Here is a 13,371-nt window from a genome sequence, read left to right as displayed (position 1 = left end):
GACCGTCAAAGCCCCTTCACGGCCATAAGTTCCGGCTTCGGCGCGGCCTGGGTCGCGACCGGATAGGCGCAGTAATCGGCCGCGTAGTAGGCGCTGGGGCGCAGGTTGCCGGACCTGCCCGGCCCGCCGAACGGCATGGTCGAGGCCGCCCCGGTCGTGGGACGGTTCCAGTTGACGATTCCGGCCCGGCTGCCGGCCCAGAACTGCTTCCAGAGGGCTTCGCTGTCGGAGATCAGACCGGCCGAGAGACCGAACGCGGTATTGTTCGCTTCCGCGATCGCCGCCTCGAAATTCGCCACGCGATTGACCTTCAGGAGCGGACCGAAGATCTCCTCGTCCGGGGTCTCGATCCCGGTCGCATCGAGAAGGCCAGGCTTCACGAAGCACGGCCCCTGGCCTGTCCGGGCCTTCAGGACCGGCTTGCAGCCGAGATCGATGAGATGATCCTGCCCGGCGAGCACGCCCTGGGCCGCGCGCTCGGAGACGAGCGGGCCCATGAAGGGTTCTGGATCGGCATCCCAGACATCGATGGTCAGCTTCCTCGCCATTTCCGCGATCGCCTCGATGACGGCGTCGCCGGCCTTGCCCTGCGGCACGACCAGGCGGCGCGCGCACGAGCAGCGCTGACCGGTCGTGATATAGGCCGACAGCACCGCGATGCGCGCGGAGGCTTCGGCGTCGGACACGTCCCAGACGACGAGCGGGTTGTTGCCGCCCATTTCCAGCGCCAGCTGGATACCGGTGCGCCCGGCGAACTTCTTGTGGATGAAGGAGCCGGTAGTCCACGAGCCGGTGAACAGCACGCCGTCGAGATCGGGATCGTCGAGCGCGGCCGCGCCGGTCTCGCGCGCACCCTGGACGAGGTTGAGCACGCCGCCGGGAAGCCCGGCCTCGGTCCACATCTCCACCATCAGCGCGCCGACGCCGGGGGTCAGTTCGGAGGGCTTGAACACGAGCGTGTTGCCGGCCAGCAGGGCCGGCACGATATGCCCGTTCGGCAGATGGCCGGGGAAGTTGTAGGGCCCGAGCACGAACATGACGCCGAGCGGCTTGTGATCGAGCACGGCCTCGCCGAAGTCCATGTCGAGGCGCTTGCGGCCGGTGCGCTCCTCATAGGCCTGGATCGAGACGTCGATCTTGCCAGCCATGGCACCGGCCTCGCCCCTGGCCTCCCAGAGCGGCTTGCCGGTCTCGCGCGCGATGGCCCCGGCGATGTCCTCGGCCCGCGTCTTGACGATCTCGCGATAGCGCTCGGCGATCCTTCGCCGCGCGTCAAAGCCGAGCAGCGCGAACGTCGGCAAGGCCGCGCGGGCGGCCGCGAAGGCGTCGCGCACATCGGCCGGGCTCGCGCTCGCGCCTTGCCAGACCACCCCGCCCTTGGCGGGATCGTGGGAGGCGAGCGTTTCCCCCCGTCCGGTCTTCCACTCGCCGGCGATGAAGAGTTCGGTGCGTGCCATCATTCGCGTACCCAGATCCGTGCTGCTTCGCCATGCGTGAGATCGAGGGCGCGCCGCGCCTGCTCGCTCAATCTCACCCTCTCCTCGGTCGCCACGATCTCGGTGAACACGCAGCGGAAATCGTCGATGCGGTCGGTGGAGACCATCGCCTGGACCGCCTCGCCCGTCGCGTCCCCGACGCTGACCCGCCGGCTGTTCCTGATGGTGCGGACCTTCTCGGTGCGGCAGGAAACGAGCGGGCCGGCGTCGAAGATATCGACATAGCGATCGTACTCGAAACCCTCCCACTCCAGCAGGCGGCGCGCATTCACGCCGTGGGGATGGGTCTGGCCGATCACGGCGCGGGCCTCCGAAGGCAGGAGGTCGACATAGATCGGATGGACCGGCATCAGGTCGAGGATGAACTGGTTGTCGGTGGCCGCCGACAGCCGGTCGGCCTCCTCGAAGCTCATCCTGAAGAACGGCCTCGTGACATATTCGTAGAACGGCGAGTAGCCCTGCGCATCCACGACCCCGCGCAGCTCCGCCACGACGGTGTCGCCGAAACGCGAGGTGTCGGCCGCCATCAGCATGTAGCGCGACTGGGCGATGAGACGCCCCGCTCCGGTCCCGCGCGCCGCATCGCGCACATAGAGCGAGCCGACCTCCGTGGAACCGGCGAAATCGTTGACCAGCAGCATCGCCTCCATGTCGAAGCGCTGATCGGCTTCTTTCGAGGCCTGGGCGAGCGTGAAGATCTTGAAGTCGAAATAGGGTTTCTTCAGCCCGATCGCGGCCTTCACCGCCGCCGTGCCGAAGATCTCACCGCTTTCGGATTCCTCGAGCATGAGCTGGTAGCAGACGTCGGAGGGCTCATCGAGCCGGCCGGCATAGCTGTCCTCGGACTTGGCGAGCTTGTCCTCGAGCGCCGCGTCGTCCAGCGACAGGCTGGTAAAGCCCGGCCCTGCCTTGCGGGCGAGATCGATGAATGCGCCATGATCCGCCCGGCGGGCGGCACGAACGACCAGCATCCGGTCTTCCTTTCCCATCGCCGCGCGGGGCCGCGCGGACCTTGCGTTCCTAACTGCCGCGTGCGAGCGCGCGGGCCTTGCGGGCATCGAATTCGCCGCGGGCGAACTTCATCAGCATCACGGCGGAGAGCTTCGCCTTTTCGGCAAAGCTCGACAGCTTGGCGATCTCGCGATCGGAATGGATGTCCGCCCCGCGCACGCCCAGCGTATCCACGTTGGGACAGCCCGACGCCCACAGATTATTGCCCTCGCACACCCCGCCGGTGTCCTTCCAGGCGATGTCGAGGCCGATCGCCTTGCCGGCGGTGCGCGTCCACTCGAACACCTGCAGGTTCGCCGGCGTCATCGGCTTGGGCGGGCGGGTGAAGCCGCCGTGCAGGTCGGCCGCGATCCCGTCGCGCCGGTTCACCGCGTCGACGAGGTTTTTCATCTCCTCGCTCGCCCAGGCGGCATCGGCCTCGGCGGGGACGCGGCAATTGAAGCGCACGATGCCGAGATCGGGCACCACGTTGGGCGCGCCGCCGCCCTCGATGCGCGAGACGTTGAAGGTGACGTCCTGGCGCTTGCCGTTCAGCCGGTCGAGCGCGGCCGCGAACTCGGCCGCCGCCACGATGGCATTGCGTCCCAGATGATGTTCGCGCCCGGCATGGGCGGCCCGTCCCCTCACCCGCAGCGTGAAATTGCCCGAGCCCTTGCGCGCCCCGGCAAGCGAGCCGTCCGCGAGCGCCGGCTCGTAGGTCATGCCGACATCGGCGCGGCGGCCGAGCTCGGCGAGCTTCGGGCCGGAGCCCAGCGAGCCGATCTCCTCGTCGGGGCTGATCAGCACGTCATAGCCGATCCGCCCCGCCCAGGGGCTGCGTTCCAGGCCGAGCAGCGCGTGCAGCATCACCAGCAGCCCGCCTTTCATGTCGGCCACGCCAGGCCCGTTGAGCGTGTCCTCGTCCCACAGCGCCCAGTCCTGGAAGCCGGACTCGGAGGGAAAGACCGTGTCCATGTGACCGGTCAGCACGATGCGCACCGGCGCATCGGGGCGCTTGGAGACCTTCAGGGCCGGGGCATATTCGACATCGCGGATATCGCCGGTCTTCTCCACGACCTGCGAGGACGGCAGTTCGACCTCGCAGGCGTCCGCCTCCAGCTCGCCGAAGGCCTCGGAGAGGCGCTTGCGCATGGCGTCGAGGCCCGCGCGGTTATGGCTGCCCGAATTGATCCGCGACCAGTCCTTGACCGTCGCGATCATGTGATCGGCGCGGCTGTCGACCCAGTCGAGGACCTGTCTTTCTTCGGAATCGAGCGTGATCTCGCTCATGCGCCATCCCTGAGCGGCTTGCGGTGACGGTGGGGCCGGGTTCAGACCGCCTCGAGCGCCTGCTCGAAATCGGCGATGAGGTCGTCCGGATTCTCGATGCCGATCGAGACCCGCACCATGCCCTCGGTGAAGCCGAGGCGCTTCCTGAGCTCGGGATCGACCCCGGCGTGGGTGGTCGTGCCGGGGTGGCAGATCAGCGTTTCGGTCCCGCCCAGGCTGACGGCGAGCTTGGCCACCTTGAGCGCGTTGAGCATGCGGAAGGCGCCTTCCTGGCCGCCCTTCACGTCGAAGGAGAAGGTCGAGCCGTGGGAGTCCCCGCTCTGCCGGGCGTGGACCCTGTGGTCGCGGCTGCCTTCTTCCAGGAAGCCGAGATAGCGCACCTTCTCGACCTTGGGATGGCCCTTGAGGAATTCGGCGACCTTGCGCGCGCCCTCGAAGGCGGCCTTCATGCGCAGCGTCACCGTCTCCAGCGAGCGGGCCAGCATCCAGCACGTGTTGGGATCGAGATTGGTCCCGATGGCCGAGCGCAGCTTCCTGACCGTCTGCATGTACTCGCTCGAGCCGAGCGCGGCCCCGGCGATCAGGTCGGAATGGCCGCCAATGTATTTGGTGAGCGAGTAGACGATGATGTCCGCACCGAGCTTCAGCGGCTTCTGCCCGATCGGGCCGAGCACGGTGTTGTCCACGATCACCGGCGGGCGATAGCCTTGGCGTTCGCCGATCTCGTCCGCGAGCCTCTTCATGAATTCGATATCCACGAGCTCGTTGGTCGGATTGGTCGGGGTCTCGGTATAGATCGCCTTGACCTTGCCGGCCTGGAGCGCCTTTTCGACGCTCTGGCGGATTTCATCCTCCGGCGCGCCTGCGACGAAGTCGAAACTCTTCACGCCATAATTCGGCATGACATTGCGGATCAGCGTCTCGGTCCCGCCATAGAGCGGGGTCGACTGCAGCACGACGTCCCCGCTGTGGGCGAAGGCCATCAGCACGGTGGAGATCGCGCCCATGCCGGAGGAGAAGACGCAGGCCTCGTCCGCGCCCTCGAACACGGTGAGCCGGTCCTCGATCACCTCGACATTGGGATTGTTGAAGCGCGAATACATGAGGCCCGGCGTGACCGGGTCGCCGTGCACGGCCCGCCCGCCCATCACGCGGAAGAAGGCGGCGCCCTCCTCTGCCGAGGAGAAGACGAAGGTCGAGGTCTGGAAAATCGGCGGCTTGATCGAGCCTTCCGAGAGCTTGGCGTCGTAGCCGTAGCTCATCGCAAGCGTTTCCGGGGCAAGCGGCCGGTCGCCGAGGGCGCGCTTTCGGTACGGGGTTTCCGGCTTGCTCATCGGGTCGGTCCTTCCTGAATGGGTCTTGGCGCCGACGCGCGGGCGCGGTCGGGCCGCGGCGGCGCATCTCGGCATTCGAGCGATGAGTGCTGTCTTGCCCCCGGTCCCCCGTCCCGGTCAAGCCGCGGGCCTGTCCGCATCGCCATCCCCGAGACGAAAACGGCCCGGCATAGAGCCGGGCCGTTCCCAATCGGTGATCCGATCTCTGCGATCTAGCGCAGGTCGATCGTGATCTCGGCGCGCCGGTTGAGCGGTTCGCGAACGCCGTCGGGCGTCTCGACCGCCGGGCGGCTCTCGCCGAAGGCTTCCAGCGTGATGGCCGAAGCCGGGACGCCGAGGCGCACCAGCTCGTCCTGCACGGCACGCGCGCGGCGCTCGGACAGGCCCACATTGTAGGCCGCCGAACCCGAGCGGTCGGCGTGACCGGCAACCTCGACCGAGGCGACGCCGCACTCACGCGCGTCGTTGATCGCCGCGTTGATCACCGCACGCGCCTGGTCGGTGACGTTCGAGCGATCCCACTCGAAATACACCACGCGGCCGATGTCCTCGCACGCCGGCGGAGGCGCGGGCTGCGGCTGGGGCTGGGGACGCGGTTCGGGCTGCGGGGCGGGCTGCGGCGGGGCCGGCGGCACGGGCGCCGGGGCGGCCGGACGCGCGAAGGAGTAGCGCAGGCCGAGCCAGGCCTCGTGGCCGCCCAGGCGGTCGACCTGGATGCCCGGGTTATAGTCGGTCTCGCCATAGCCGAAATAGCGATACTCGGTGTCCAGCGTCAGCTGCGAGCCGAGCTGCCAGGCGATACCGGCGATGAGGTTGTAGGCGAGCGCGTTGTCGGAATCCTCGGTCTGGATGAAGCGCGGGTCGCTGGCGCCGGTATTGCCCGCCGGGCGCGAGCCCGTGGTCCAGCCGGCGAGCGAGGCGTTGGATTCGACCCAGCCCAGGCCGGCGCCCACATAGGGTGTCCACCAGGAACCGGTGTCGAAGTCGTAGATGCCGTTCAGCATCAGCGACCAGGCCTGGAATTTCGAGTGGCTGTCCTCGAAATGCCCGATCGCGCCGGTGTCGTTGTAGCGGTGCGCCAGCTCGCCTTCGAGGCGGAAGTTATTGGCCCACTCATAACCGATCGCGAGCGCTTCGCGCAGATCGCTCTCGCCCTGGATCTCGCCGTCGAGCGCGCCGGACACGTCGGTGTCGCCGGGCGCGCCATAGCCCAGCGCCCCGCGGACATACCAGCCTTCATCGGCATGGGCGGAGGCCGGGAATGCCAGCGCCGCAAGGGCGGACGCGGCAAGGAGTTGTCTCTTCATGACTTCAATATCCCTCGTTGGCTCTATTTGTTTGGGTCACACCGGCTCGGGCGCGGTTCGAGCGAAGAAAAGCCCATCTTGACGGGCAGGTTCGTGTCGCGATGACGACATTTTCATGTCAGCGCCCATTCATCGGTGCGGCGCGGCAAAAATGCCACAAAAAGGAAAACGGCCCGGCATAGAGCCGGGCCGTTCCCAATCGGTGATCCGATCTCTGCGATCTAGCGCAGGTCGATCGTGATCTCGGCGCGCCGGTTGAGCGGTTCGCGAACGCCGTCGGGCGTCTCGACCGCCGGGCGGCTCTCGCCGAAGGCTTCCAGCGTGATGGCCGAAGCCGGGACGCCGAGGCGCACCAGCTCGTCCTGCACGGCACGCGCGCGGCGCTCGGACAGGCCCACATTGTAGGCCGCCGAACCCGAGCGGTCGGCGTGACCGGCAACCTCGACCGAGGCGACGCCGCACTCACGCGCGTCGTTGATCGCCGCGTTGATCACCGCACGCGCCTGGTCGGTGACGTTCGAGCGATCCCACTCGAAATACACCACGCGGCCGATGTCCTCGCACGCCGGCGGAGGCGGCGGAGGCGGCGGGGGCGGAGGCGGCGGAGGAGGCGGAGGAGGCGGCGGGGGCGGCGGGGGCGGCGGGGGCGGAGCCGCGAACAGGTAGCGCAGGCCGACCCAGGCCTCGTGGCCATCGAGACGGTCGACGTCGACGAGCGTGTAGCTCGTGTCGCCGTAGCCGAAATAGCGGTACTCGGTATCCAGCGTCAGCTGCCGGCTGAGCTGCCAGCCGATGCCCGCGATCAGATTGTAGGCGATCGCATTGTCCGAATCGTCAACCTGGATGAAGCGCGGGTCGCTTGCACCGGTATTGCCCGCCGGGCGCGTCCCCGTGATCCAGCCCGCGAGCGATGCATCGGACTGGACGATGCCGAGACCGGCGCCGACATAGGGCGTCCACCAGGAGCCCGTATCGAAGTCGTAATAGCCGTTCAGCATCAGCGTCCAGGCCTGGAACTTCGAGTAGCTGTCCTCGAAATTCCCGATCGCGCCGGTGTCGTTGTAACGATGGGCGAGTTCGGCCTCGAGGCGGAAATTGCCCGGCGTGTCGTAACCGATCGCCAAGGCCTCGCGAAGCTCACCTTCGCCCTGGATCTCGCCGTTCAGCGCCTCGGATACATCGGTGTCGCCGGGGGCGCCATAGCCGAGCGCGCCGCGGACGTACCAACCCTCGTCGGCGAACGCCGCAGACGGCGCAGCCAGGAAGGCTCCGATTGCGGCCGCTGTGAGAAGCCGTTTCTTCATAAGAATCCCCTTCGGACTTGGGAGCCCACCGCATCGGCGGACTTCCGCTTTCAGGAATGGAATCTCGCGCACACGACATTCCTACGCCACCCTAATTACGTGTATGGCGATTTTTTTCCATCGAAAGCCCGACGACTTCGCGAGATTTAGTGGCAGCGTCCCCTTTTTACCACACCTTCACCAAGTTTGGCCGGTCCGGAAACGGCAGGGACCCTCGTCCCGAGACGAAAACGGCCCGGCATAGAGCCGGGCCGTTCCCAATCGGTGATCCGATCTCTGCGATCTAGCGCAGGTCGATCGTGATCTCGGCGCGCCGGTTGAGCGGCTCGCGAACGCCGTCGGGCGTCTCGACCGCCGGGCGGCTCTCGCCGAAGGCTTCCAGCGTGATGGCCGAGGCCGGGACGCCGAGGCGCACCAGCTCGTCCCGCACCGCGCGGGCACGCCGCTCGGACAGGCCGACATTGTAGCTGGCCGGGCCGGAGCGGTCCGCGTGACCGGCAACCTCGACCGAGGCGACGCCGCACTCACGCGCGTCGTTGATCGCCGCGTTGATCACCGCACGCGCCTGGTCGGTGACGTTCGAGCGATCCCACTCGAAATACACCACGCGGCCGATGTCCTCGCACGCCGGCGGAGGCGGCGGAGGCGGCGGGGGCGGAGGCGGCGGAGGCGGGGGCGGAGGCGGCGGAGGCGGCGGAGGAGGCGGCGGGGGCGGAGCCGCGAACAGGTAGCGCAGGCCGACCCAGGCCTCGTGCCCCCCCATGCCGTCGACATGGACAGCGGGATCGCCGAAATAGTCCATCTCGCCGGCGTGGAAGTAGCGATACTCCGTGTCGAGCGTGAGCTGCGGGCTGAGGTCCCAGCCGATGCCGGCCATCAGGTTCCACGCGAGCGCCTGCTCGGTGTTGTCCCCTTCCAGGAAGCGCGGGTCGCTGGCGCCGGTATTGCCCGGCGGGCGCGAGCCCGTGGTCCAGCCGGCGAACGAGCCCTCCGACTCCACGACGCCGAGGCCGGCGCCGATATAGGGCGTCCACCAGGAGCCCGTGTCGAAGTCGTAGTAGCCGTTCAGCATCAAGGACCATTGCTGGAACTTCGAGTAGCTATCCTCGAAATTCCCGACCGCACCGGTATCGGTGTACCGGTGCGCGAGTTCGCCCTCGAGCCGGTAGTTGTTGGCCCACTCATAACCGATCGCCAGGGCTTCGCGCAGATCGCTCTCGCCCTGGATTTCGCCGTCGAGAAGACCCGTGACATCGGTGTCACCGGGCGCTCCGTAGCCAAGTGCGCCGCGGACATACCAACCTTCATCGGCAAACGCCGCAGACGGCGCAGCCAGGAAGGCTCCGACAGCGGCTGCTGTGAGAAGCCGTTTTTTCATTCGTTTCCCCTCCGGGCTTTCTAGTCCCTTCGTTGAACATGACCACTCGTCACGAGTGCTCGGAACCCCAGACGCGACGCTCCCAGGATGTAGCCGCCGCGCATCGGGCGGATCGCCACATCGACAGCCCGGATAATCCCCTGGCTAGCGGATGGTTCCCTGCTCCTTCCAATTTTTCAGCTCGCAGGGTGTTGCGCCGAGGCGTTCGACCAGCACCTCGTCGGTATGTTCGGCGAAACCGGGCGGCGGCCTGTGGTAGGCCGGCGGCGTCGCCGAGAGGCGCAGCGGACTGGCCACGAGCGGAACCGTGCCGCTCGCACGGGCCATGTCGAGGCGCAGCGATCGGGCCTCGGCCTGGGAATCGCCAAAGACCTGGGCGATGGTGTGGATCGGACCGCAGGGCACGCCGGCTTCGTTCAGGCGCGCCTCCCAGTGAGCTGCGCTTTCGCGCGAGAGCACCAGCGTGATCTCGCTCACAAGCACCTCGCGATTCTCCACGCGGCCGGCATTCCTGGCAAAGCGCGGATCCTCCGCCCAGTCGGGCCGGCCGAGCGCGGCGGCGAAGCGCGCGAACTGGCCATCCGAGCCGACAGCCACCGCGATCCGCCCGTCCGAGGTGGGAAAGTCCTGATACGGCACGATGTTGGGATGGGCATTGCCCGACAGGCCGGGCACCTTGCCGCCGACGAGGAAATTCTCGGCCTGGTTTGCGAGCATCGCGGCCTGAACGTCGAACAGCGCCATGTCGACATGCTGCCCGCCCTGGCCGCGATCGCGCGCGGCGAGCGCCGCCAGGATCGCCGTGGCGGCATAGACGCCGGTGAACAGGTCGACGATCGGAATGCCCGCCTTGGTGGGCTGATCGTGGCCGGTGATCGACATCAGCCCGCCCATCGCCTGAATGAGGAAGTCGTAGCCGGGAAGACCCGCTCGCGGCCCGGTCTGGCCGAAACCGGTGATGGAACAGTAGACCAGATCGGGCTTCACCGCTTTCAGGCTCTCATAGTCGAGCCCGTACTTCTTCAGCCCGCCGGTCTTGAAGTTCTCGATCACCACATCGCTCTGCGCGGCGAGCCTGCGAATGATCTCCTGACCCTGCGCGCTGGCCATGTTGACCGCGATCGCCCGCTTGTTCCGGTTGGCGCACAGGTAATAGGCCGCGTCGCCCGGCTCGCCGTCTTCGCCGGTCACGAAGGGCGGCCCCCAGCCGCGCGTATCGTCGCCGGAAGCGGGGTTTTCGACCTTGATCACGTCGGCTCCGAGATCGCCGAGGATCTGAGCGCACCAGGGCCCGGCGAGCACGCGGGACAGGTCGAGCACCTTGATGTGGGACAATGCGCCTTCGGTCACGGAAGCGTCCTCTTCGCGTGGATGGGAGGCCAAGACGCCTAGCCCCTCGCGCCGCGCGGAGCAAGCGGCGCGCAGGCATTGCGAAGAGGCAAGCCTCGTTTAGCGTGCGGCCCATGATCCCAGCCGATTCCCCTGCCCTTTCCGAGGCGCGCCGCGTCATGGCCGAACTCTTCGGTTTCCGGGATTTCCGGCCCGGCCAGGCGGAAATCCTGGAAGCCGTCCTCGCCGGCGAGGACGTGCTCGCCGTGATGCCGACCGGGCGCGGCAAGTCGCTGTGCTACCAGCTGCCGGCGGTCGTGCGCGGCGGGCTGACTCTCGTCGTCTCACCGCTGATCGCGCTGATGCGCGACCAGGTGTCTGCCCTGCAGGCCAACGGTATCGAGGCTGGAAGCCTTACCTCCGCCGACGATCCCGCGAGCCGAGAGCAGACCTGGGACCGGCTCGATGCCGGCACGCTGCGCCTGCTCTATCTCGCCCCCGAACGTCTTGCCGTGCCGGGCCTCGCCGAGCGGCTCGGGCGCGCCGGCCTGACCATGATCGCGGTCGACGAGGCCCACTGCGTCTCCCAGTGGGGCCATGATTTCCGGCCCGAATACCTGCGCATCGCCGAGCTTGCGGAGATGGCAGGCCGGCCGCAGATCGCCGCCTTTACGGCCACCGCCGACGCCGCGGCCCGGCGCGACATCGCGCAGCGCCTCTTCACACGCGCGCCGCGCGAGTTCGTCGCCGGTTTCGACCGGCCGAACCTGCATCTCGCGGTCGCTGCCAAGCGATCGGGCTTCCACCAGGTACGCGATTTCGTGAAGGCGCGCCCGGAGCGGTCCGGCATTGTCTATTGCGCCAGCCGCAAGGCCTGCGAGGACTATGCCGAGCGCCTGCAGGCCGAGGACGTCGACGCCCTCGCCTACCATGCCGGACTCGACGGGGCGTCGCGCGGCGAGCGCCAGGACCGCTTCGTCAAGGAGGAAGGGGTGGTGATGTGCGCCACCGTCGCCTTCGGCATGGGCGTGGACAAGCCGGATGTGCGCTATGTCGTCCATGCCGCCCTGCCCAAGTCCATGGAAGCCTATTACCAGGAGATCGGGCGTGCGGGCCGGGACGGCGACCCGGCCGACACCCTCATGCTCTGGTCGCTCGGCGACGCCGCGCTGCGCCGGCGCCAGATCGCCGAGAGCGAGGCCGACGATGCCCGCAAGGCCATGGAGCTGAGGCGGCTCGGTGCCCTCATCGCCTATTGCGAGGCCCCGCGCTGCCGGCGCCAGACCCTGCTTGCCTATTTCGGCGACCGTGCGGAGCCGTGCGGCAATTGCGACCTGTGCGACGATCCCCCGGCCCTGATCGACGGCACGGTGCTCGCCCAGAAGGCGATGAGCGCGATCGCGCGCACCGGTCAGCGATTCGGCCTCGAACATCTGGTCAGCGTGCTGCGCGGCGTGAATACGGACAAGGTCGCTGCGCGCGGCCATGACCGGCTGCCGACCTTCGGCATCGGCGACGACCTGTCCAAGGACCAGTGGATGAGCGTGTTCCGCCAGCTCTTCGCGGCCGGGGCGATCGACCAGCCCATCGATGGGCACGGAGAATGGGTGATCACGCCTGAAGGCAAGGAGATCCTGTTCGGCAAGGCCGGGATCGAACTGCGTCCGCCCGAAGACAAGCGCGGTGCACGCGTTGCCCGCCACCGCCCGTCCGATGCCTCCGAGGCGCTGACGTCCGGGCGCGACCGTGACCTCTACGAGGCGCTGCGCCGCCTGCGCGGCGAACTGGCGCGCGAAAGCGGCAAGCCGGCCTACACCGTGTTCGCAGACCGCACCCTGATCGACATGGCGCTGACCCGGCCGTCCAGCCGGGAGGAAATGGCGCAGGTATTCGGTGTCGGCGCCCGCAAGCTCGAGCGTTACGGCGACCTCTTCCTCGACCTGATCGCGCGCGAGGGCTGAGCCCTATTCGCTGGACGTATGGTCGTGGACGATCACCCAGCTCCCGTCGATCTCGCGGAAGACGAGGGTGAAGAGCCCGCGCGGCGCATCGTGCTCCCGGAACAGCTGCCAGTGACCGAACACGACGGCGGCACCGGCGGAGACCTGGTCCACCTCGACGCCGGTGAAGGCCAGCTCGCCCATCGCGGCGCGCGAATCATAGCGGGTGAGATAGCGCTGCAGGGTCTCCTCCCACCCGGTCGTCACCGCGCCGCCCGAAGCGAAGCGCATCTCATCGCTCTGCCAGTAGCCCTGCATGAAGCCGTAGATGTCGCCGCTGTTCCATGCCGCTTGCTGCGCCTCGAGTACGGCGCAGATCTCGGCGACGTCCGGCCCGGAGCCGGTGCATTGCTCGGGTGGAGGGAGCGTGGCCGCGAGCGCAAGGCTCGCCGTGAGGCTCGCAAGGGTCATGGCAGGGCTCCTCTTGGCCGGCTGACTGATCGATTCTGCAAGAGACCGATCAGATTCGAAAATCATTTCGCATTTTCGAACACGAGGAGACGCGCCGCCGCAGCCGGGCTTGCATCGGTGTCGCCTTCGACCCCTCTCGAAGGTGGTCAATGGAGAAAAACGATGTCTCTTCCCCGCCATCTCGCCCTCGCCGCCCTCGCTGTCGGCCTTGCGGCTTTCCAGCCTGTCCCGGCTGCCGCCCAGCCCGTCCCGGCCCAGTCGCGTGCGATCGAAGTCCACGCCGCGGACCTGGCTACGCCGCAGCAGGCTGAAGCCCTCTACCGGCGCATCGAGGCGGCCGCGATCAGTGCCTGCCGCGCGGAGAACCGGCACGGCGCAGACTATGCCCGTTCGATCCGGCTGTGCTCGGCCGACGCCATCGCCCGCACGATCGCGGCGATCGACTCCCCGCTCCTCATCGCCCGCCATCGCGAGCAGTTCCCGGCACTGGCGCTTGCCAGCCGCGAGTGACCACGCGCATGCTTCGATCCGG

11 protein-coding genes are annotated in these 13,371 nt (G+C 68.0%); 2 read left to right on the top strand and 9 right to left on the bottom strand.

Annotated features, from left to right (window positions below; genetic code table 11):
- Positions 1–5: 5 nt before the first annotated feature.
- From astD to JW792_RS02980, 8 genes are all read right to left on the bottom strand, one after another.
- Entirely contained in the window at positions 6–1,460 is a 1,455-nt protein-coding gene (astD, locus tag JW792_RS03015) for a succinylglutamate-semialdehyde dehydrogenase (RefSeq protein ID WP_241095043.1), read from the bottom strand.
- A complete protein-coding gene (locus JW792_RS03010) occupies positions 1,457–2,467 on the bottom strand; it encodes an arginine N-succinyltransferase (RefSeq protein ID WP_135994145.1) in 1,011 nt (336 codons plus the stop codon). The genes astD and JW792_RS03010 overlap by 4 nt, the downstream gene beginning before the upstream one ends.
- Positions 2,468–2,516: 49 nt before the next feature.
- Positions 2,517–3,776, bottom strand: a complete 1,260-nt coding sequence (locus JW792_RS03005; RefSeq protein ID WP_135994146.1) for a hydrolase — start codon at positions 3,774–3,776, stop codon at positions 2,517–2,519.
- Between the two features lie 41 nt (positions 3,777–3,817).
- Positions 3,818–5,110, bottom strand: a complete 1,293-nt coding sequence (locus tag JW792_RS03000) for a cystathionine gamma-synthase family protein (RefSeq protein WP_135994147.1) — start codon at positions 5,108–5,110, stop codon at positions 3,818–3,820.
- 212 nt (positions 5,111–5,322) lie between these two features.
- Positions 5,323–6,417 (bottom strand): OmpA family protein, encoded by a 1,095-nt coding sequence (locus JW792_RS02995; RefSeq protein WP_135994148.1) that lies wholly within the window; start codon positions 6,415–6,417, stop codon positions 5,323–5,325.
- A gap of 221 nt (positions 6,418–6,638) precedes the next feature.
- Positions 6,639–7,721: an OmpA family protein gene (locus tag JW792_RS02990; protein ID WP_135994149.1), complete on the bottom strand. Its 1,083-nt coding sequence runs from the start codon at positions 7,719–7,721 to the stop codon at positions 6,639–6,641.
- A 283-nt stretch (positions 7,722–8,004) separates the two neighbouring features.
- Positions 8,005–9,099, bottom strand: a complete 1,095-nt coding sequence (locus JW792_RS02985) for an OmpA family protein (RefSeq protein ID WP_135994150.1) — start codon at positions 9,097–9,099, stop codon at positions 8,005–8,007.
- 144 nt (positions 9,100–9,243) lie between these two features.
- Positions 9,244–10,449: a CaiB/BaiF CoA transferase family protein gene (locus JW792_RS02980; protein WP_135994151.1), complete on the bottom strand. Its 1,206-nt coding sequence runs from the start codon at positions 10,447–10,449 to the stop codon at positions 9,244–9,246.
- Between the two features lie 158 nt (positions 10,450–10,607).
- Between JW792_RS02980 and recQ the strand changes: the two genes are divergently transcribed.
- Complete coding sequence (gene recQ / locus JW792_RS02975) at positions 10,608–12,389, top strand: DNA helicase RecQ (RefSeq protein WP_135994152.1); 1,782 nt, start codon at positions 10,608–10,610, stop codon at positions 12,387–12,389.
- Positions 12,390–12,392: 3 nt separating this feature from the next.
- On the opposite strand, the gene JW792_RS02970 is transcribed toward recQ, so the two are convergent.
- Entirely contained in the window at positions 12,393–12,839 is a 447-nt protein-coding gene (locus JW792_RS02970) for a YybH family protein (protein ID WP_135994153.1), read from the bottom strand.
- A gap of 162 nt (positions 12,840–13,001) precedes the next feature.
- Here JW792_RS02970 and JW792_RS02965 point away from each other — a divergent pair, with 162 nt between their 5' ends.
- Positions 13,002–13,349, top strand: coding sequence for a UrcA family protein (locus tag JW792_RS02965; protein ID WP_135994154.1), 348 nt, complete (start codon positions 13,002–13,004; stop codon positions 13,347–13,349).
- Positions 13,350–13,371 lie beyond the last annotated feature (22 nt).

Source organism: Marinicauda algicola, from assembly GCF_017161425.1.
GTDB classification, from domain to species: domain Bacteria; phylum Pseudomonadota; class Alphaproteobacteria; order Caulobacterales; family Maricaulaceae; genus Marinicauda; species Marinicauda algicola.
The sequence above is the reverse complement of the archived record's forward strand: the minus strand, read 5'-3'. Positions and strand labels throughout refer to the sequence as shown.